The 19777-nt window shown below is 67.7% G+C and carries 14 protein-coding genes; 8 read left to right on the top strand and 6 right to left on the bottom strand.

The window, feature by feature from the left end; translation table 11 throughout:
• Positions 1 to 4: 4 nt before the first annotated feature.
• From GJV26_RS27550 to GJV26_RS27560, 3 genes are all read right to left on the bottom strand, one after another.
• The gene (locus GJV26_RS27550) at positions 5 to 994 is read right to left on the bottom strand and encodes a methyltransferase (RefSeq protein ID WP_155711778.1); all 990 of its coding nucleotides are present in this window, start codon (positions 992 to 994) and stop codon (positions 5 to 7) included.
• Positions 995 to 1211: 217 nt separating this feature from the next.
• A complete protein-coding gene (locus GJV26_RS27555; protein WP_155711779.1) occupies positions 1212 to 2648 on the bottom strand; it encodes an iron-containing redox enzyme family protein in 1437 nt (478 codons plus the stop codon).
• A gap of 259 nt (positions 2649 to 2907) precedes the next feature.
• On the bottom strand, positions 2908 to 3990 hold the full coding sequence (locus GJV26_RS27560) for a flavodoxin family protein (RefSeq protein WP_155711780.1): 1083 nt from the start codon (positions 3988 to 3990) through the stop codon (positions 2908 to 2910).
• A 226-nt stretch (positions 3991 to 4216) separates the two neighbouring features.
• On the opposite strand from GJV26_RS27560, the gene GJV26_RS27565 reads away from it, so the two are divergent.
• The 7 genes from GJV26_RS27565 (at position 4217) to GJV26_RS27595 (ending at position 10753) form a co-directional block, all read left to right on the top strand.
• The gene (locus GJV26_RS27565) at positions 4217 to 5614 is read left to right on the top strand and encodes a class I SAM-dependent methyltransferase (protein ID WP_189442344.1); all 1398 of its coding nucleotides are present in this window, start codon (positions 4217 to 4219) and stop codon (positions 5612 to 5614) included.
• Positions 5614 to 6954, top strand: coding sequence for a sensor histidine kinase (locus GJV26_RS27570; RefSeq protein ID WP_155712769.1), 1341 nt, complete (start codon positions 5614 to 5616; stop codon positions 6952 to 6954). The genes GJV26_RS27565 and GJV26_RS27570 overlap by 1 nt, the downstream gene beginning before the upstream one ends.
• Positions 6954 to 8156 carry a hybrid sensor histidine kinase/response regulator gene (locus GJV26_RS27575; RefSeq protein WP_308807643.1) on the top strand — a complete coding sequence of 401 codons (1203 nt, stop codon included), beginning with the start codon at positions 6954 to 6956 and terminating at the stop codon, positions 8154 to 8156. The genes GJV26_RS27570 and GJV26_RS27575 overlap by 1 nt, the downstream gene beginning before the upstream one ends.
• Positions 8153 to 9130 (top strand): response regulator, encoded by a 978-nt coding sequence (locus GJV26_RS27580; protein ID WP_155711782.1) that lies wholly within the window; start codon positions 8153 to 8155, stop codon positions 9128 to 9130. The genes GJV26_RS27575 and GJV26_RS27580 overlap by 4 nt, the downstream gene beginning before the upstream one ends.
• Positions 9131 to 9194: 64 nt before the next feature.
• Positions 9195 to 9539 carry a hypothetical protein gene (locus GJV26_RS27585; RefSeq protein ID WP_155711783.1) on the top strand — a complete coding sequence of 115 codons (345 nt, stop codon included), beginning with the start codon at positions 9195 to 9197 and terminating at the stop codon, positions 9537 to 9539.
• A 127-nt stretch (positions 9540 to 9666) separates the two neighbouring features.
• Entirely contained in the window at positions 9667 to 10482 is an 816-nt protein-coding gene (locus tag GJV26_RS27590) for a DNA/RNA non-specific endonuclease (RefSeq protein ID WP_155711784.1), read from the top strand.
• A gap of 16 nt (positions 10483 to 10498) precedes the next feature.
• On the top strand, positions 10499 to 10753 hold the full coding sequence (locus tag GJV26_RS27595; protein ID WP_155711785.1) for a hypothetical protein: 255 nt from the start codon (positions 10499 to 10501) through the stop codon (positions 10751 to 10753).
• A gap of 142 nt (positions 10754 to 10895) precedes the next feature.
• Here GJV26_RS27595 and proA read toward each other — a convergent pair whose 3' ends face one another.
• The 3 genes from proA to GJV26_RS27610 all read right to left on the bottom strand — a co-directional run bounded on the left by proA (position 10896) and on the right by GJV26_RS27610 (position 18277).
• Positions 10896 to 16907, bottom strand: coding sequence for an anti-phage protein ProA (proA, locus tag GJV26_RS27600; RefSeq protein ID WP_155711786.1), 6012 nt, complete (start codon positions 16905 to 16907; stop codon positions 10896 to 10898).
• A 92-nt stretch (positions 16908 to 16999) separates the two neighbouring features.
• Positions 17000 to 17587 carry a hypothetical protein gene (locus tag GJV26_RS27605; RefSeq protein WP_216643178.1) on the bottom strand — a complete coding sequence of 196 codons (588 nt, stop codon included), beginning with the start codon at positions 17585 to 17587 and terminating at the stop codon, positions 17000 to 17002.
• 108 nt (positions 17588 to 17695) lie between these two features.
• Positions 17696 to 18277, bottom strand: coding sequence for a helix-turn-helix domain-containing protein (locus tag GJV26_RS27610; protein WP_155712772.1), 582 nt, complete (start codon positions 18275 to 18277; stop codon positions 17696 to 17698).
• A gap of 203 nt (positions 18278 to 18480) precedes the next feature.
• Here GJV26_RS27610 and kbl point away from each other — a divergent pair, with 203 nt between their 5' ends.
• Positions 18481 to 19680 carry a glycine C-acetyltransferase gene (kbl, locus tag GJV26_RS27615; protein WP_155711787.1) on the top strand — a complete coding sequence of 400 codons (1200 nt, stop codon included), beginning with the start codon at positions 18481 to 18483 and terminating at the stop codon, positions 19678 to 19680.
• Positions 19681 to 19777 lie beyond the last annotated feature (97 nt).

The following is a 19777-nucleotide window of genomic DNA, read 5'->3' on the forward strand; positions in this document are numbered from 1 at the left end:
TCTTTCAGTGCAGGGGTTTGGAAGCCTTCAGCCACACCGCCGCGATGCGGTCGGCGTCGGCATAGGCGGGGGTATCGAGTTCTTCGCCGAACACGTCCGGATCGATTTCCTCGTAGTGCCAGTTCATGCCGGCCTGCGCCAGCAGCGGTTCGATGCGGCGCAGGAATGGGTCTTCGTTACGCATCATTACCACGCCGGTGTACAGCAGCAGGCTGCCGCCCGGCGCCAGGCGGCCCAGGGCCTGCGTGGTCAGCGCCAGCGACAGGCCGGCGCCCAGTTCGCCGCCGCCGTGGCGGTAGGCACGCTCGGACTTGTCGAGCAGGTACGGCGGGTTGGAGATGATCAGGTCGAACTCGCCCGGCACGTCCTGCAGCAGGTTGCTGTGGCGGGCGGTCACGTTGCGCAGATCCGCCAGGCCGGCATTGATGCGGCACAGGTGCATCGCACGGGCATTGATGTCCAGCGCCAGCACGTCCGCATCCGGATGGTGATGCGCGATCGTCAGTGCGCCGGGGCCGGCACCCGCGCCGACGTCGGCGGCGCGCCTGACGGGCCGGCCGGCCGCTGCGATCGCGGCCAGTTCGCTGCGCAGCGCGCGGGCGAACCGGTACGTGTCGGGACCGAAGAACACGGCATCGCTTTCGCTGGTGGGATATGCGGAATGGAAGTACAGCTGGCCGTCCAGCGTGGAGGCGCGCAGCGTCGAGCGCCAGCCGTCGCGGTGCGGCTGGGCGATGCCGGCACGGATCATCAGTGCCAGCATGTCCGGCGACAGCGCATCGGCATGGAACGGCCGGCTCCAGCCGAAGATGTCGGCCAGGTCGCGCGCCCAGACGTGATCGCAGCGGCGCTTGATGCGGCTGTGCGTGGCGGGGGTGACGGTGGTGAAACGGTAACGGGCGGATTGCAGGGCGCGGCCCAGTTCCAGCAGCGCAGCCCCGTCCGGCAAGGGCAGCGTGTGTGGCACGGGAGCGCACGCCGGTGCGGATGTCATGGCAGTTGCGGCAGAAGCGGCGGATGTGGCGGATTCGGGCAGGTCGGCAGGTGCCGCTGCGGCGGCCCCCTGGTCGGGCAGGCCCCCGCGTGCGGTTACATTCATCATCGTTTCCCCTCTTTTCGTTATGGTAATAATTATGGTGCCAACCGGGTTTCGCGCCGATGCATTGCCGCATTCCCGAGCCGGCGCCGCGCCCCCGCAGCGCGGCACTGCGTCACTGATACAGGCGGTTGAACACGCGCGTGGCCATCAGGCCGGCGGACGTGTGGTGCTGGTCCGGCGACATCAGGCCGATCAGCAGGGCCATGGCCTCGTCCTTGCTGCTAGTGGCAGCCAGCTGGGCTTCCAGCAGGCGCAGTTCGCAGCCGATGGTTTCCCATGCGTGTTCGTCGGGCGGGAAGGCGTGGCGGATCAGGCCGCGCGGCGCGGCCTTGCGGGCCGGCGCGGCGTCGAACGTGTCGAGACTGCGGCGCAGCGCGCGGTGGCTCGGCACGCGGGCGATCGCAGGCTCGGAGCCGTCGCGCGGGGTGACGATCCAGTCTTCCAGCAATTGCTGTTCATAAGGGCTGAACACGCCGAACATTTCGGCGCGTTCGCCCTGGATCAGCTTCCAGAACCGGCTGTTCTCCGCCGGCTCGCCGCGGCGGATCCAGCCTTGCTCTTCGAGCTTGACGAGGAATTGCGGAATGCCGGCCGGGTCGGCCAGCCAGTCGTTGACGGTGCGGCCGCCCACGCGGCAGTAATCGGAGTGCATGTTCCTGCCGACAGCGGCCTTCGATGCCAGCATCGCGACGGTTTCGCGCTCCAGGTCGAACGACGCGATCGATTCGACGGTGCCGACGCCCAGGTCGTTCATCCGGAAGCCGGCCGCGACACGACGCAGGAACGCGGCGCTGTCGCCGACGCGGGGCACGACGCGCTTGAGCGCTTCGAGCGCCGTGTGCGCATGGCCGGTGTCGGCATTGTCCACGGTGACGTGCAGCGTGAAGTAATAGGGATCGATGCCGAGTTCGTTCAATTCGTACGAGGTGATCAGCAGGTGCAGCGGCAGTTGCTCGTAGCCGAGGTTGTAGCCGACCAGTTCAGGCAGGAAATCGTCGGCGCCGGCGGCCAGCGCAAGCTGGATCGCCCCGTGCACGAAGTAGCGCTCGGGCAGGCCGTTCCAGTGTTCGCAGCCATGCTGCTCGAGCAGCTTGCGGTAGATGGTGACGTGATTCTTGTCGGGTACGCCGTTGCCCAGCTCTTCCAGGTAGATGCGGATCAGCGGCTGGTAGTCCGGGTCCTGCCAGCGACCAAGCACGCCATACAGCCAGGCGCCATCGACCAGCTTGGTGGGAGCGACCGCCTTCAGGAAGAACAACGCCTGCGAACGGGTGCGGAAATAGCGCCGCGGCGCGCCGTTCTTGCGGGCTGCCAGGTAGGCGCGGTATTCGCTGCCGACATCGTCCGTATGGCGTGCAATCCACGCCGCCATCTCGTCGACGGTGGCTGGCAGGTCGCATGGCAGTGCGGCTGCTTCGTCCAGGCAGGCTTCCAGGTAGGTGGCGGCGAGGGCGGGGTCGGCACCGTTGTACAGTGCCTGGTAGACGGCCTTGGCATCGCTGCTGTCGACGGCGGTTTCAGGGCGTTGGGCGAGGGCGGTATTGGGCATTCGTGTCTCGTGATGTTTGGCGGGACGGCATCCGTCGGGCGTTGACTTTGGCTAATACCGTTGTCATCTGTATAACGAGTATGCTGTGCCGTCGGCGTGCTGAGTAGCAGCAGGCATCCCGTGCCCTTGTAAGAGAGGGATTACAGAGGTGGGAATCTTGCTCAGGCCGCTTCCGTCAGGAATGGAAAAGTTGGTTACCGGCCTTATGGACCGTTGCCTGCTTGCAACGCTGCGCCCTGGCCGGCTCGGGCGGGCGACTCTACTTCGGTCGCGGCTTGCGCAGCCGGGCATCCGGCGGCACCAGCTTGCCGGCACGGATCTGCCGCACGGCCTCGGCCACCGCCCGCGCGCTGTTCCGCACTTCTTCCTGCACGGGCTGGTCCTTGTCGAGCGTGGCATGGCTGCCGGCATACGATTCGTAGTAGCCGATATACCGGTCCAGCACGGCCTGCTGGCCCGCGGCGATCAGGCCCATCCATTCGAGCCAGTCGGACAGGTTGCGCCGCTGGCTTTCGATGCCCGCCACGTCGCCGTGCACGAACACGCCGTACGCCCGCCCGGCCAGGTGCTTCGGGTAATCCCAGCCTTCCAGTTCGATTTCCTTGGCTTTATCCGCATCCTTGCCGTGCGTGCTGGACGGGTCGGGATTGCCGCCATCGGCGCAGACCAGCCGGTCGATCATCTGCTTCAGCGGGGAAGGCGACTGGTACCAGTAGGTGGGGGCGATGATCAGCACGCCGTGGGCGAGCACCCAGCGTTCGTAGATCTCGTTCATCCAGTCGTTGACCTGGTGCAGGCTGTGATTCGGGTAGCAGCTACACGGCCAGTGGCACAGCGGCATCGCGGTGGACGCGCAACCCTTGCACGGATGGATATGGTGATCGTAGGTCGACGTGATCAGCGACAGGTCGAGGAGGTCGACTTCGATCTCCTCGGTGTCGAGGGCGGTCCGGGCCCACTGCGCCATGCGGAACGACTTGGACATCTCGCCGGGACAGGTGCCGTCGTTGCGCGACGAGGCGCAGATCACCAGCACGCGCGAACGCGTGGCCGGATCCTTCTGGCGCCGCTCGGCGGCCAGCAGCTTGTCATGCGCTTCCTTCCATTCGACGGCGAGGTCGTAGTCCGGGTCGGCAAAGCCGGGGCCCGCCTTCACGGTGACCGGCGCCTTGCGGCTGTCAAGGTAGTTGCGCCAGGCGATTTCCTCGAGCTGCGCGATTTCGCCGCGCATCGGGTCGAACCGCGGATCGACGAACGACTGGATGAACTTGCGATGGAACTGTTCGCGGTCCAGTTTGCCCGGCGCCTGGCCTTTCCTTGCCAGCGTGATCACTTGCGTCATGGTTGCCTCCGTGTAGTGCGGCCACTGTGGCACCGACGAGCTCGCGCATCTGTTCGGTGCCGAACGTCCAGGACAGCCGCGCAGGGGCGCCACCGGTTGCGTAAGCATTTGCAAACAGGTCTTGTCGCAATGGCATGCGGGCCCCCGTGGCAGGGGCAGAGGTTCGTTGCAGGGTATTCCTCATCCATGTACACTCGGCATTAATGTTGCAACAAAAAGCCCACTCGTGTACTCACCAACACACATCGATCCCGTCGTCAGTTTCTACAATACCCAGGGCGAGGCAGTGCGCGCCACGATCGTCAACCTGCAGCGCCGCTCGCTCGTCATGGAGGTATACAATCCATGGTCGATCGTGCAGGTCAGCGAGGTGCTGAGCGAGCTCACCGTGCGGATGGGCACACGCAATGCGTATGTCGGCAAGGCCGTCGTGATCAGCCTGGTCAACACGGGCCTGACCGCGATGGTGTCCGTGAGCCTGACCGACGAATGGCGCGAGCTGACCGAGGTGGCGCTGGCCCCCGGCGTCATGAGGCACAAGGCGCAGGCGTTCGTGCAGGACTGGAGCGAACGCTTCCGCATCCGGCGCGATTACCAGATCGTCGTCAACGAAACCCGGGCGTTCCTGGCCGACGCGTCGCGCTGGCTGGAACAGGTGGACCTGGCCGACGGAACGCCGGGTTCCCAGCCAGCCGCGAAGCTGCCGGCCGAGTACTTCGCCGAACTGGCGCTGCCGCTGATGGGCAAGATGAAGACCTGCTTCGACCAGCTCAACCACGAAGCCTCGCTGGTCGACGAGGAACTGGCGCCGGCGCACCGCGCCTTTGCCCAGGCCGCGCTGCACCCGCTGATCCTGCGGGCACCGTTCGTGTTCCGCACCTATACCAAGCCGCTGGGCTACGCCGGCGACTATCAGATGGTCAACCAGATCCTCGGCGACCCGCGCGAGGGCCCCAGCACCTACTTCCAGGTGGTCAACGCCGCATTCCTGCAGACGGCGGTGGCCACCGCGCACCGGCACCGGATCGAGATCCTGGTGCAGTACCTGAACGGGCTCGCGCAACAGGCGCGCGCGGCGGGGCGGGCATTCCGCGTGCTGAACGTGGGCTGCGGGCCGGCCGAGGAAATCGCCCGCTTCCTGCAGCAGAGCGAGCAGCCGGAGCTGCTGTCGTTCCAGCTGGTGGACTTCTCGGCCGAGACGCTTGACTGGACGCGCGAGCGGCTCGAAGCGGTGCAGCGCGCCACCGGCCGCCGCACCAGTATCGAGTTCGTCCACGACTCGGTGCACCAGCTGCTCAAGCGGCGCGATACCGAGGGCGCCGGCCGGGGCGAGTTCGATGCCGTGTATTGCGCCGGCCTGTTCGACTACCTGTCCGACAAGGTCTGCGCGCGGCTGAACGGTTATTTCGCATCGCGCACGCGGCCGGGCGGGCGCCTGCTGGTCACCAATGTGCACAGCGCGAACCCGGAGCGCTTCAGCATGGAGCACATCCTGGAGTGGTACCTGATCTACCGCGACGAAGCCAAGATGGGGGCGATCCTGCCGGCACGGCGCGGCGACGCGCATGTGTACACCGACCCCACCGGGGTCAACGTGTTCGCCGAAACCACGGTCGCGCCGTGATGGACGCCGCCGCCACGCCGGTGCGCGGCAGCTACGCGAGGGAGCTGTCCGGTTTCCACCTGATGCAGAGCCGGGCGTGCGCGGTCACCGTGATCGTGCTGGTGCTGCTGGGCTTCGTGCTCGATTTCGCCGTGTATCCGGACCAGATGGCGCGCTTCGCGGTGTTCCGTTTCATCACCAGCATCGGCATCCTGGCCGGGCTGGGCGTGCTCTATACGGCGTTCGGCCGGCGTCACGTGCATGCCGTCACGTTCGTGTGGCTGACATTCCCGCAACTGATGATCGCGTGGATGATCCACGTGACGCAGGGCGAGGCGTCGCTGTTCTACGCCGGCCTCATCCTGACGATCTTCGCGGTCGGCACGCTGTTCCCGGTCGGCTACATGTACACGCTGGCGTTCGGCGTGCTGACGCTGCTCGTGTACTGGGGCGCGTGCGTCACGCGCGAAGGCGGCGTGGTCGACCATGGCCAGTTCCTGTTTCATTCGACGATCATCCTGTTCGCCGTGGCCGCCAGTTCCGTGTACACGTTCTACAACGAGCGCGGCCGGCGGCAGATGTTCGAACTGAAGGATGAGCTGGCGCAGAAGAACGAGGAACTGGAACGCACGAACCGCAGCCTGGCCGACATCAAGGGGCAGATGCTGCAGCAGGAAAAAATGGCCGCGCTGGGCACGCTGTCGGCCGGCCTGCTGCACGAGGTGAACAACCCGGTCAACTTCTGCATGATGGCGATCGACGTGGCGCTGGAAGACCCGGCCGCGCAGGCCAGCCCGATGCTGCGCGAATGCCTGGACGATGCCAAGCAGGGCATGCAGCGGGTGCAGTACATCGTTTCGGACCTGAAGACGTTCGCGTACCGTAACGAAAACGTGGACGGCGGGGCGTTCCTGCTCGAGCGGGCGCTCGATGCGGCGGTGCGGCTCGTCGGCCATGAAACCAAGGGTATCCCGATCCGGCGGGTGATCACCGGCGAGACGCTGGTGCGGGGCGACGAGGCGGCGATCATCGGCGTGCTGATCAATCTGTTGAGCAATGCCGCGCTGGCGCTGCGCAAGGGCGCCATGGAGTCGCCGGAAATCGTCATCGGTACCAGCGAGGATGGCGAGCGGGTGCGCATCACCGTGTGCGACAACGGGCCCGGCATCGCCGCCGAGAACCTGCGCCGCGTGTTCGAGCCGTTCTTCACCACCCGCGAAGTCGGCCAGGGCCTGGGGCTCGGGCTGTCGATCTGCTACAGCGTCATCGAACGGCACGGCGGCCACCTGGCCGTCGAGAGCAAGCCGGGGGAATGGACGACATTCACTTTCGACCTGCCCAGGGCAGGCGGGGAGCGTTGATGGAACAAATTGCCGGAGACAGGATGGCGGACAGGATGACGGACAACACGGCGGACAGCATGGGGGACGACATGCCGACCGTGCTGTACGTGGATGACGAAGACATGGCGCGCAAGTATTTCGGGCGCGCCTTCGGCAACGAATACCGGGTGCTGACGGCACCCGGCGTGGATGCGGCGCTGGCCCTGCTCGTCGATCACGACGTGGATGTGCTGGTCACCGACTACCGGATGCCCGGCAAGGTCGGCGGCGAGCTGCTGCGCGAAGTCGAACGGAGCTGGCCGGGGCTGGTGCGCATCCTCGTCACCGCCTATGCCGACAAGGACGTGCTGCTCGATACGGTGAACGGCGGGGACGTGTTCCGCGTGCTCGAAAAGCCGGTGCGGCAGGATGCGCTGCGCGCAGTGCTGCGCCAGGCCAGCACCGAGGCGGTAAGGCGCGCCCGCGACCGGGCGGCGCGCGACCACGGCTTGCTGGCGGTCGAGGAAACGGTGGCGTTCCTGGCGCACGAGCTGGGTGCGCCGCTCGCGTCGATCGCCGATTTCGCGCGCATGCTGTCGCGTCGGGTGCACGAGGACGGCGACGAGCGGGGCATCGAGCCTGGATATTTGCTGTTGCGCGCCCGGATCGGCAATGCGGTGGCGCACATGAGCGACAATGCGCGTTATTGCCAGGCAGTGCTCGATTCGTTCGTCGACTCCGTGAAGCGCGCCTCGCCGGCGCCGGCGGCGCGGGTGGCCGGCGGCGGCGCGCGGCAGATGGTGGCGGCGCTGCTGGCGTCCTACCCGATGAGCGCCGACGAGCGCGCGGCCGTCGTGGTCGATGTCCAGCACGATTTCGCGATTCGCGCGTCGCCCAACTGCGTGGCGCTGGTACTGTCGTCGCTGATCGGCAATGCGCTGCGCGCGCTGCGCGGGCAGCCCGCGCCGTGCCTGCGCATCGCGGTGGGGACGGGCGCGCGGCCCGTGATCGCCGTGGAGGACAACGGCCCCGGCGTCCCGCCGGAGATCCTGCACCGCCTGTTGCTCGACCCCGTGTCGATGCACGGCGGCGCGGGCGGCGGCTGGGACCTGATCTTCTGCAACCGCGTGATGCAGTCGTTCGGCGGCCACCTGCGCGTGCAATCGAAGCAGACCCCGGCGGACGGGCACGGCACGACCGCCACGATGAACTTTCCAGAATCACATAAGGAATCAGCATGATCGACGCTGCCAAACCATTGCCAGCCATCCTCTACGTCGACGATGAGCCGACGGCCCTGAAATATTTCCAGCGCGCGCTGGGCGCGCAAGCCACCGTGCTGACGGCGGAATCGGTCGAGGAAGGCAAGCGCATGCTGGACCAGCACGCCGATTCGATCGCCGTGCTGGTGTCCGACCAGCGCATGCCGGGCGCATACGGCAACGAACTGCTGTTCTATGCGTGGGACCGCTATCCGCACATCGTGCGGATCCTCACCACCGCCTATTCCGAAATCGCCCACACGGTCGAGGCGGTCAACCAGGGCCAGATCCACCGCTACATCCAGAAACCGTGGGATATCGCCAGCCTGCGGATGGAAATGAAACAGGCGGTCGAACTGGCGCGGCTGCGCCGCGAGCATGCGCAGCTGCTGCGCGAAAAGCTGCTGATCCGCCAGAAGCAGGCCGTGGCCAACCGTATTGGCACGCTGTATGCGCTATGTGCCGGCGTGACCGGCAGCGCGGGCACCGTGCCGATCGATGCCTACCTGTCGGCGGCGCTGTGCGCCGGGCTCACGCCGCCGGAGCCGGACTGGCTGATGATGGACTACTCGGACCTGATCAGTTCCGAGGCATTCCGCAGCGCCGCGTTCGGCCGCCTGGTGCGCATCCGGCTCGACGGACTGGCGGCGCGCGGCGCCGCACCGGCCGATGTGTTCGGCTGGCTCGCCGAAGCGTTCGGCGACGGCTTCGACCGCACGGCGGAGGGAGGCACGATCGTGCACACGGCGCGCCTGACCGAGTTCCTCGAAACGCCGACCGCCAGCGCGGTGTCGGACCTTCATGCGTTCTGGCTGGCCGCGCTGCTGTGGCTGGGTCAGAACGGGCACACGCTGCAGATGTCCGGCGGGCCGGACGGCGTGCGCGCGCGGCTGGTGCCGGCGGAGGCCGCGCCCACGCCGGCGCAGCTGGCAGGCTGGATCGAGCAGTTCTGATCGTGCGCCGCGGCGGTCGCGGTTTCGCTACCATCGGCTGAAACATCGACCATGGAGGACCATCATGCCACGAGGTGCCAGCCCGAAACGGGAACATGAATACGAGAAGCTCGAGAAGCAGTTCGAGAAGGAAGGCCGCTACAAGGGCCGCGAAGAGGAAGTAGCGGCGCGCATCGTCAACAAGCAGCGCAAGCAGTTCGGCGAAACGGCCTCCGCGAAAGCGAAGGACCGCGCCGGCGCATCGCCCGACCGCAGCGTGCCGATCGCGAACTACGAACACCTGACGGTGCCGCAGGTGCGCGGCGCGCTGGCCGAGCTGACGGCGGCGCAGCGCCGGAAGGTGCGCACGTATGAGCTCAGGCACAAGAACCGCAAGGGTGTGCTGGAGGCGCTGGACCGGCTCCATTGACGGCGGGCGGCGCGGACAGCGGGTGCCTGGCCGCTGTCCGCGCTGCCGGCTGTCCATTCCCCTTCAACTAAAACGGGCGGTCCGTTAGAATGCGCGTCTCGCATTTTTCCTGATCGCCGCCGCCCAGATGTTCACCCGTTCGCTTTACACCGCCGCACTCGCGGCAGCCCTGCTGGCTCCCGCCGCCGCGCTTTGCACCCCATTCTTCGCCGGCGCCGCCGCGGCCGCCTCCGCGTCCGCCGAAGCCTGCCCGCAGCATTACGTGGCCGGCCAGGCGCCCCGCATCCTCAACGAAAAGATGGCCCGCGCCACGCGCGAGCTGTGCTACAACGTGTTCGGCATCATGCATTCCGGCGTTACCCGCACGCCGCTGTGGTCGGCCGAGCACCTCACCGAGCGCAATATCGAATCCGCCGAAGACCTGTCGCGCGAGAACTCGTTCCACCCCGAGACGCGCCTGCCGAAGGGCCAGCGCGCCGAACTGGCGGACTACGCGCGCAGCGGCTTCGATCGCGGCCACATGGCCCCGAACGGCAACATGCCGGATCGCACCAGCCAGTACCAGAGCTTCACCCTGGCGAACATGGTGCCGCAGGATGCCGACAACAACCGCCATGTGTGGGCCGGCATCGAAGGCGCGGTGCGCAAGATGGTCAAGAAGGAGGGCGACCTGTTCGTGATCACGGGCCCGGCCTTCATCGGAAGCGACCTGCGCAAGGTGGGCAACGTGCTGGTGCCGAGCCATCTCTACAAGGTGGTGTACAGCCCGCGCCAGCGCGCCGGCGGGGCCTGGTTCGTGGCCAACGAGGCCGACGCGAAGCCGCAGACGATGACGATCGCCCAACTGGAAAGCAGGATCGGCATCGACCTGATACCGTCGCTGTCGAAACAGCAGAAGCAGGTGATGCTGCGGCTGCCGAAAACCACCAAACGAAAAGACTGAGAAAGGCTGATCACAGATGAGCAAGAAATTCATCCCGTATGCGAACGAAGCCGATGTGCTGCAGATCGGCGCCCTGACGATCGAGAACCGGCTTGACCGGATCACGATCGACGGCGATATCGACCTGACGCTGGACCAGAAGGGCCTGGCCGATGCGCGCGCGCTGCACGAATTGCTGGGCGCGGTCGTGGGCAAGCTCGAAGGCGAGAAGGACTTGCCGGCAAAGCTGCCGGCGCCCGACGTCAAGAAGGTCGCGAACCCGTTCGACTGATCAGTCCAGCCAGTGTCCTGAATCAGAAGTTCGTTGACCAATAAATTTGACGAAATCGTCTCGAGGCAAGGCGGAAATACCCGGTAAGGCCGGGGCCTTTCCGGGTATTTTCAACGCAGCATCGGGGCGATTCTCGTCGGATTTATTCAACGAATCTCTGATTCGGGATACTACCCACCACGCCATCGGCGACGGTGACGAGGCCGGCAACCCGGCCGTGCCCCAGCGCGCGGCCGATTCGCTCTTCCGCCTCGGCGCTCGCGCGCGCCATGCCCAGCAGCCGGCACACCGCGCGCGCCAGGCCGGCCTGGGTGGTGCCGCCTTGCTGCTCCAGCACGTACAGCGCGATATTGCCCAGCTCTTCCAGCGCCACCTCGTCGATGGCGCGCTTGCCGTCCGGGTCCGCGCCCGGCAGCCGGTACTGGCTCCACGTCGCCGGGTCGAGATGCTCCGGCCAGTAGAACACCCGGCCTTCGGCGCCGTCTTCCGCGCCGTTTTCCCTGCTCGTGCGCACCGGCGACGGCAGCAGGGCCGCAAGGTGCTTTTCGATGCGCGACCCGGTGCGGGCCAGGCCCCACGCCCGGATCACGCGACGGAACAGCGCCGACTGCGCGACCGGGCCTTCCTCGTGGATGATGCGGTTCAGCTGGTGGCGCAGTTCGGGCACCGCGGCCGGTTCGTAGAACCGCTCCGGGTCGCCCTTGGGCAGCACCACCGGCAGGTAGAGCGTGGACACGCCGGGCTGGGCCGGCACCGGATTCTGCTCGGGCACCGCTTCCGGATCCACCTGCGCATCCGCTTCCGGGGTCATTGCCGGCGCGCGGTCCTCCCGCGGCGGCCCGGGCGGCGAGAGGGCTTCCTGCGCCGCCGGTTCCGGTTCGGCCGACTCTTGCTGCTCCTGCTCCGACTGCAGGGCGTCGAGCCGCGCGAGCAGCCGCGTCATCGGTTCTTCCGCATCGAGCCACCAGTCGGTCGACCAGAGCCGGAACAGGTTCCAGCCCAGCCCTTCCAGCACGTGCTGGCGCAGCCGGTCGCGGTCGCGCGCGGTGGCGCCGGAGTGGTAAGACGGGCCGTCGCATTCGATGCCCAGCAGGTAGCGGCCCGGCGCGCGCGGATCCACCACGCCGAGGTCGACGCGGTAGCCCGACACGCCCACGCGCGAATGCACGGTCCAGCCCCGTTCGCGCAGCGCGACGGCGACCTGCCGTTCGAACGCGCTGGCCACGTCGACCCCGGCGGCGGTCGCTCGCCCGGCCAGCGCGCGGGGACCGCGGATCGCGAACTCCAGGTAGTTTTTCAGGTCGCGCACGCCGCTGGCGCGAACGCGCGACAGGTCGATCTGTTCCGGCAGCAGCGTGCTGAAGATGACGACGGCCTGGCGCGCCCGCGAAATCGCCACGTTCAGCCGGCGGTGGCCGCCTTCCAGGTTCAGGGGGCCGAAGTTGAGGCTGGTCCTGCCTTGCGCGTCGGGGCCGTAGGTGATCGAGAACAGGATGATGTCGCGTTCGTCGCCCTGCACGTTTTCCAGGTTCTTGATGAACAGCGCTTCCCGGGCCGGCAGCGCGATGGCCGCGTCGAGCGCCGGACTGGCGCGGCGCCGGTCTTCCAGCAGCCGCTCGATCAGGTTTTGCTGCGCCCCGTTGAACGTGACCACGCCCAGCGTATGGCGGCGCCGCGCCGGATCGAGGTAGTGCTGCTCGATGGCGGCCACGATCGCATCGGCCTCGGCCCGGTTGGTCTTCGAGCCGCCCCGGTCGTAGGCGCCCGGCACGTGCTGGAAGCGCACGGCCGTGTCTTCGGTCACGGGCGAAGGGAACGTGACCAGCGCGTTGCCGTAGTACGTGGTGTTGCTGAACGCGATCAGGCTTTCGTGGCGGCTGCGGTAATGCCAGTTCAGCGTGAGTTGCGGCAGGCCGATGCCGAGGCACTCGTCCAGGATGCTTTCCAGGTCCTCCACCTCGGCGTCGGTATCGCTGTCCTCGCCATCGTCGGCGCGGCTGAAGAAACTTGTCGGCGGCAGCTGCTTCGGATCGCCGACGCACACGAGCTGGCGGCCCCGGGCGATCGCGCCCACGGCGTCCCACACCGGGATCTGCGACGCCTCGTCGAAGATGACGACGTCGAACTGGGCATGGGCCGCATCGAGATACTGGGCCACCGACAGCGGCGACATCAGCAGGCATGGCTTCAGGCGTGGCAGCAGGGTGGGCATGCCGGCGATCAGCTGGCGGATCGGCATGTGCCGGCGCTGCTTCTGCAATTCGCGGCGCAGCCGGCCCAGCTCGGAATCGGAGCCGGTCGCCTGCGCCGCCGCCGCGGGTATGCGTGCGGCCAGCGAGGCGGCCACGTATTGTTGCGTAAGCAGCTGGAAGCGCTCGTCGGCCTGGCGGAACTCGCGGATCCTGCGTTCGTGGTCCGCGCTGGAAAACGCGCACAGCACCGGCTCGCGGTCGATCGCCTTGCGCACCCACCAGTTGCGGTAGCTGTACTCGAAGAAGTCCGGCACCCGGGCCAGCGGCACCGCGCCGGCTTCCAGCGCGGCGACGACGCCTTGCAGGCCGCCGGCGACGGCGCGGGCGCGCACGCCCTGCCACAGGCACCATGGGCGCAGCTGGCGCGCATGCTGCTGCCAGCCCCGCAGGATTTCCGCGATGCGCGCCAGCGCGCCTTCGGCCGCGGGGTCGAGCCCCAGCATGTCGCCGCAGCCGCCCAGGTTCGACGTGGTGCGCAGCTGCGCGCCGAATTCGCGCCACGCATCGCGCCAGGCGACGAGCGCGGCGCCGGCCGGCGCATCGGGCGCCAGCAGCGCGCGGTTGTCGGTGACATACGGCAGCAGGTTGGCGCGCAGCGATGCCGCCAGCGCCGCGTCGCCGCCGGCCAGCCGCATCACGGCGTCCGAATAGTCCCGGGCCCAGCGCTCGGCGCGCGCGACCGCTTCCCAGTCCGTGCGGTGCGCGGCGAATTCGTGCTGCAGCAGCGCGCCGGCCTCGGCGGACATTTCCGCAAGGGAGCGGTCCTCTTCGTTGACTTTGACGAGTGCCTCGAGCAGCACCGGCACGTCGCCCTCGGCCGGCCGCTGCCGGTCCGTGCGATAAGCGGCCAGGCGATTTTGCAGTTCCCGTTTGGCGAACCAGCTCTTCGGCCACCATGCCGTGTGCGCCGCCACCCATTCGCGCCGCAGCGTTGCCGCCGACAGTTGCGCGGCGTCGTCCGCATACACGCCGCCCAGCGCGTTCCATGCCGCATTGCGCGCCGCGCCATGTTCGCGCAGCGTGGCCAGGCGGGCGCGGGTGGCTTCCTCATGCGCGACCCGCGCCACGCCCGCAGGCACCCGTGGCGCCGCAAGCAGCGCTTCGGCAAGCCGGTCGAAGGCCGCCAGATCCCCCAGCGACAGGCCCTCGGGCACCGCGCCGAGCAGTTGCATGGGCGCGGTGCCGGCCTTGCCGAGCGTTTCGGTGCGGGCGGCCAGCGCGCCGGCACTGTCGAGCAGGTCCTGTTCCCATGACGGCGACCAGGCGGCCGTGCCGATGCGGGCCAGCGCATGCCCGGCCAGCGTGGTCAGCTGGCTGGCCAGCGCGCCGACCTGCCGGCTCGTCTCGCGCCAGGCTTCCAGCTCGGTACGCCCGTGCGCATCGGGATCGGGCCATGCGAACGGGGCGGGGCGTTCGCCCGCATGCTCGATGCAGGTACCGATCGCTTCGTAGATGGTCAGGTCGTTCGGGTGCAGCCGGTGCAGCGCCACGGCCACGTCGTTCAGCCCGGCGCGCAGCGTGGCCAGCCGGGTCGCCTCCAGTTCCCATTCCCTGACGGTGCGGGTGCCGGCGGCGTCGAGCGCGATGCCCAGCTGCCGGATCACGTCCGCCTTCCTGCCCTTGGACGAATGCAGTTCCAGGCAGAATGCGCCCAGTCCGATGGATTCCAGGCGGCGGTGCACCACTTCCAGTGCCGCCATCTTCTCGGAAACGAACAGCACCGTCTTGCCGGTGGCCAGCAGGTGGGCGATCAGGTTCGTGATGGTCTGGCTCTTGCCGGTGCCGGGCGGGCCTTCGATGACGAGGTTGGTGCCGCTCTCGGCCACGCAGATGGCGCGCAGCTGCGACGAATCCGACAGCAGCGGCGCGAACAGTTCGTCGGGCCGGTGGCTGCGGTCGAGCGTGCGCGGGTCGAAGCCCAGATCGCCGCGCGCGAACGCTTCGCCGGGATGCTCGACCAGCTGGGCGACCACGGGATTCTCCTGCAGCTGCCGGTGGCGGTCCTGCAGGTCCTTCCACATCAGGTACTTGGTGAACGAGAAGATGCCGAGGTGGACCTGCTCGCGCACTTCCCACCCCTTCAGCTCGCCCACATGCAGCCGGAACGACTGCAGGATGCCGGCCACGTCGATGCCCTTGTCGTCATGCGGCAGCACGTCGAACGCGGGCAGCTTCAGGCTGAAGTCCTGCGCCAGCTTTTGCACCAGCGTGGGATTGATGAGGGCTTCGTCGTCGTGCCGCACCAGCCGGAAGCCGCTGCGCACGGACTGCCGCGTGAGCGTGACGGGCACCAGCAGGATCGGCGCCAGGTACGAGGCCTCGGCATGGGGCTCTTCCTGCCATTGCAGCAGCCCGAACACGAGGTACAGCGTGTTGGCGCCGCCTTCTTCGAGGCTGGTGCCGGCGGCGCGGAAGATTTCCAGCAGGCGCGCATCGAGCGCATCCTCCGCCACGTCGACCACGATTTCATTGCGGCCGAGCGCATCGGCGGCCAGCGCGTCGAGCGGCGTCTGCCCCGTGCGGGCGGCGAAGGCGGCGGCCTCGCGCGGGTCCGCGCCGGCCATCAGCACCGGCGCGGCGCGCAGGCGGAAATCCTTGCCCTCGGCCAGCGTATCCTCGAGGGCGCCGGGGTCCGGGCAGATCACGCGCAGCGTCGTCTTCGACGGCTTGAAGTTGAGCAGCCGGTTGCGCAGCGTGAGGTCGAGCAGCCGGCCTTTCCAGCGCGCCAGGCGGCCTTCCGGGGTTTCCGCGGCCGGCTCGGCGGTCGGCAGCAGCGCCGGGTCGAGCGGCGGCAGCGGCGGCATCGCTTCGATCGCCGGCGCGCCCGTGTCCACGGGCAGGTCCGGCACCGCCGGCGCGGCGTGCGACGGCAGCGGGCGGATATGCAGTTCGCGGGCCCGGCGGATATCGATCGCGCAGAGGAACGCCGCTTCGTCCGCCAGGCGCTCTTCGCCGGCGGCGCAGGCCAGGCGCAGCGAGGGCCTGCCGCCGTGGTTTGCTCCGCCGGTCACGCCGGTGGTCTCGAACACCATCAGTTCGCCGGAGCGTACGCGCTTGCGCACCGATTGCGCATCGTCGACCAGCGCCGTGGAAAAACAGGTATCGACCAGCCAGACGCCGACCCAGGCATGGGCTTCCTTCAGCAGCACCACCGGATGCAGGCCGGCCTGCTCCAGGCACGAGGCGAACAGCATCGCCAGGTCGAGGCAGGTGGCCAGTTTCGTATCGACGATGCGCTCGGGCGTGCGGATCTTCTGGCCGTCCGTGCCGAACGAGGCCGGCGGGTTGGCGTAGTGCAGGTCTTGCGCCAGCACCGCGCCGTGCAGCGCGGACACCTGCTGCCACACTTTTTCGCGGTTGCGCGACTGGTAGCCGTTCATCGACGGCGCGCCCGGCGCCTCGCGCAGCAACGCCGATGCCGCGGCGACAAGGTGGTCGACCACGCGCGAGTTCGGCATGCAGAACGCCGCCAGCAGTTCGGGCAGCGCGCGGGTGCCGGCCCACTGGTCGTAGGCCAGTACCTCGACGCCGTGCGCGGCTTCGATGGCGGCATGTCCGTCGGCGATCGCCGTCAGCGTGACGGCGGCGCGCTCGGCCTCGTCGAGGTTGCCCAGCCAGGCGTGATCCGGCGCCAGGTCGACCGGCGCGATCGTGCGGCGTTCGCCCGGTTCCAGTCGCTCGAAGCGCAGTTGCCGGCCGGTAGCGAAGGCGGGCCGGCAGGCAATCGCGATATCGACATTCGCCAGCGCCGTGTCGCCCGTATTGACGAGCGTGATCGCCCGCACCACCGGCACGTCGTTCTGCATCGCCGCGTAGCCGGTGACGGCGTCGGCGGTGAACTCCACCGCCAGCGGCAAGGGAAGCAATGTGATATCGGGTGCGGCGGCGAGGTCTGGTGTCATTGTCGGGCTTGGGTTGACTGGCTATCCTGCCAATGTTAGCAGGAAGCATGTCCGACCGGAAAGGACGCTCGTGCGCGAGGCAGCCCGGGGTTTCAGGCCATCCGCGTGACGGCGGCCTCGTGCAGCGGCCGCCAGCCCAGCCGGGCCTCGATCAGCCGGCGGTAGCGGGTGTCGATGTGCGCCGGCGTGCGGCGCACGTAGTAGCGGGCGGCCTCGCGCGTTTCCCCTTCCAGCCCGGCCAGGAAGTCGACCGCTTCGGCCGGCGACGGCATGCGCCCTTCGGTGCCGGCGATTTTCGGCGGCAGCGCGGTCCACACGACCGCGTCGAAGCCGCGGGCGCGCAGCCATGCGGCGATTTCAGGCTGTACTGCGGCGCCGTCCACGGCGGGGAAACTGCCGATCCATTCGGGATGGCCGGGATGGATCTTTTCCCGGGCCGCCAGCATGGCGCGCGCCGCGTCGAGGTCCGGCGCGTCCACGTATGCCCAGTAGGTGGGAATGAGCGGCGCGCCGGGGCACAGCACGAGCGCCAGCTCTTCGCTGTCGTCGCTGTCGCGGGCGAACTCGAGGGGAAGCAGCGGGCCGCCGGGATGCCAGCCGGACGCCAGTTTTAACGGCCCGGGCTTCCACAGCAACGAGCCCCAGGCGATGCAAACGATGTTCATATAGACCAATGTCATGGACAGGAATGCATTGTAGGGTGCCGGGATGAAATGCAGAGCACGGCTGAACGTCGTGGCGGCGTCCAGTTGGTCAGTGCTCAAATGCAAGACTTTTAACGCATCGGCTCAGCGGTGGATCACCACCAGCAGCGCTTTCGCTTCGGTCTTGCCGATATTGCGCAACGCATGCTGCTGGTCCGCCGGGTAGCGGGCGGTACCGCCCAGCTTGACCTTCTTCTTGTGCGTCCCCACTTCGATCTCGATGGCACCATGGAGCAGGGTGACGTGTTCCGTGGTGCCGGGATCGTGCGCCTGCGATACCAGTTCGCCGCCGGGGGCCAGCGTGAGTTCGTACCACTCGTATTTGCCGGCCAGTTCCATCGGCCCCAGGATGCGCAGCACATAGCCGGCATGGTTGCCCGGCAGCGTGGGCGTTTCGTGGGCGTCGACGACGCGGATCGTGTCGACCGGCCGCTGCTCGTCCGCCAGCAGCTCGCCGATCGCCACGCCCAGCGCATTGGCCAGGCGCCACGTGATCGCGATGGTCGGATTGGCTTTTTCGCGCTCGATCTGCGACAGCATCGATTTCGAGACGCCGGCGATGCGCGACAGGTCTTCCAGCGTCAGGCCGCGGGCCAGGCGCAGGCGTTGCAGGGCGGCGCCCACCTCGGGCGGGGCGTTGGCGATCGGTGCGGCGGGTGATTTCATCATTGGCGGTTGCAAAGTTCAATATGCTTATGTAGTATTCAGTATATTGAACTGAAGTTCAAGATAGTGGAAGCCGGAGAAAATACAGGAATCGGCGGCAAGTTCGATACCCTGTTCTCCGCGATGCACGGTACAACAGGGGCGAGGTGCCGGTCAAGGCGGGCCGGGCGCCCGGGCGCCATTCAGACAATTCGAGGACTACCATGAGCGAACAAGCGAACTTCTACGCCGGCCTGCGGCACAACCTGGAACAGTTGCGCGAGCAGGGCCTGTACAAGCCGGAGCGCGTGCTCGCCTCCCGCCAGGGCGCGGAAGTGACGGGCGACGACGGACGGACGCTGATCAACATGTGCGCCAACAATTACCTGGGCCTGTCGGGCCAGGAATGGGTGGCCCAGGCGGCGATCGACGCCACCGAACAGTACGGCTACGGCCTGTCGTCGGTGCGCTTCATCTGCGGCACGCAAACGATCCACAAGCAGCTCGAGCGGGCGATCTCCCAATTCCTGGGCACCGAGGACACGATCCTGTACGCGGCCGCGTTCGATGCCAACGGCGGCGTGTTCGAGCCGCTGTTCGACGAGAACGACGCGATCATTTCCGATGCGCTGAACCACGCTTCCATCATCGACGGCATCCGGCTGTGCAAGGCGGCGCGCTTCCGCTATGCCCACAACGACATGGCCGACCTGGAAACGCAACTGAAAGCCGCATCCGATAAACGCCACAAGGTCATCGTGACCGACGGCGTGTTCTCGATGGACGGCACGATCGCCCAGCTCGACAAGATCGTGGCGCTGGCCGAACAGTACGGCGCGCTGGTGCTGATCGACGAATGCCATGCCTCCGGCTTCATGGGCCCGACGGGCCGCGGCACGCACGAGCACCATGGCGTGCTGGGCAAGATCGACATCATCACCGGCACGCTGGGCAAGGCGCTGGGCGGCGCGATGGGCGGTTTCACCTCCGGCCGGAAGGAAGTGATCGACACGTTGCGCCAGAAGTCGCGGCCCTACCTGTTCTCGAACACGCTGGCGCCAGGCATTGCCGGCGCTTCTCTGGCGGTGCTGAGGAAACTGTCGGAATCGACCGAACTGCGCGACCGCCTGCACGAGAACACCGCCTACTTCCGCCGCGAGATCGAGCGTATCGGCTTCACCATCAAGCCGGGCACGCACCCGGTGGTGCCGGTGATGCTGTTCGAGGCGCCGGTGGCGCAGAAATTCGCGGCCCGCATGTACGAGCTGGGCGTGCTGCTTTCCGGCTTCTTCTACCCGGTGGTGCCCATGGGGCAGGCGCGGGTGCGCGTGCAGCTATCGGCCGCGCACACCCGCGAACAGCTCGACACGGTATTGGCCGCGTTCGAGCGGGCCGGCACGGAGCTGGGCATCCTGAAGGTGTAACCGGATACCGCAATGCGTTGACATGACGGGGGCCGCGATCCGGCGCACCGTCGTTTAGCCGAATTAGTCAGCCGAATTAGTCAGCCGAATTCGGCGA

This window comes from Pseudoduganella dura (assembly GCF_009727155.1).
Lineage (GTDB): Bacteria > Pseudomonadota > Gammaproteobacteria > Burkholderiales > Burkholderiaceae_D > Rugamonas > Rugamonas dura.

Bases quoted from the DNA above. Each gene is read 5' to 3' on its own strand.
- GJV26_RS27550 (WP_155711778.1), bottom strand. From the start codon at position 994: ATGACATCCGCACCGGCGTGCGCTCCCGTGCCACACACGCTGCCCTTG.
- GJV26_RS27555 (WP_155711779.1), bottom strand. From the start codon at position 2,648: ATGCCCAATACCGCCCTCGCCCAACGCCCTGAAACCGCCGTCGACAGC.
- GJV26_RS27560 (WP_155711780.1), bottom strand. From the start codon at position 3,990: ATGACGCAAGTGATCACGCTGGCAAGGAAAGGCCAGGCGCCGGGCAAA.
- GJV26_RS27570 (WP_155712769.1), top strand. From the start codon at position 5,614: ATGGACGCCGCCGCCACGCCGGTGCGCGGCAGCTACGCGAGGGAGCTG.
- GJV26_RS27575 (WP_308807643.1), top strand. From the start codon at position 6,954: ATGGAACAAATTGCCGGAGACAGGATGGCGGACAGGATGACGGACAAC.
- GJV26_RS27580 (WP_155711782.1), top strand. From the start codon at position 8,153: ATGATCGACGCTGCCAAACCATTGCCAGCCATCCTCTACGTCGACGAT.
- GJV26_RS27585 (WP_155711783.1), top strand. From the start codon at position 9,195: ATGCCACGAGGTGCCAGCCCGAAACGGGAACATGAATACGAGAAGCTC.
- GJV26_RS27590 (WP_155711784.1), top strand. From the start codon at position 9,667: ATGTTCACCCGTTCGCTTTACACCGCCGCACTCGCGGCAGCCCTGCTG.
- GJV26_RS27595 (WP_155711785.1), top strand. From the start codon at position 10,499: ATGAGCAAGAAATTCATCCCGTATGCGAACGAAGCCGATGTGCTGCAG.
- proA (WP_155711786.1), bottom strand. From the start codon at position 16,907: ATGACACCAGACCTCGCCGCCGCACCCGATATCACATTGCTTCCCTTG.
- GJV26_RS27605 (WP_216643178.1), bottom strand. From the start codon at position 17,587: ATGACATTGGTCTATATGAACATCGTTTGCATCGCCTGGGGCTCGTTG.
- GJV26_RS27610 (WP_155712772.1), bottom strand. From the start codon at position 18,277: ATGAAATCACCCGCCGCACCGATCGCCAACGCCCCGCCCGAGGTGGGC.
- kbl (WP_155711787.1), top strand. From the start codon at position 18,481: ATGAGCGAACAAGCGAACTTCTACGCCGGCCTGCGGCACAACCTGGAA.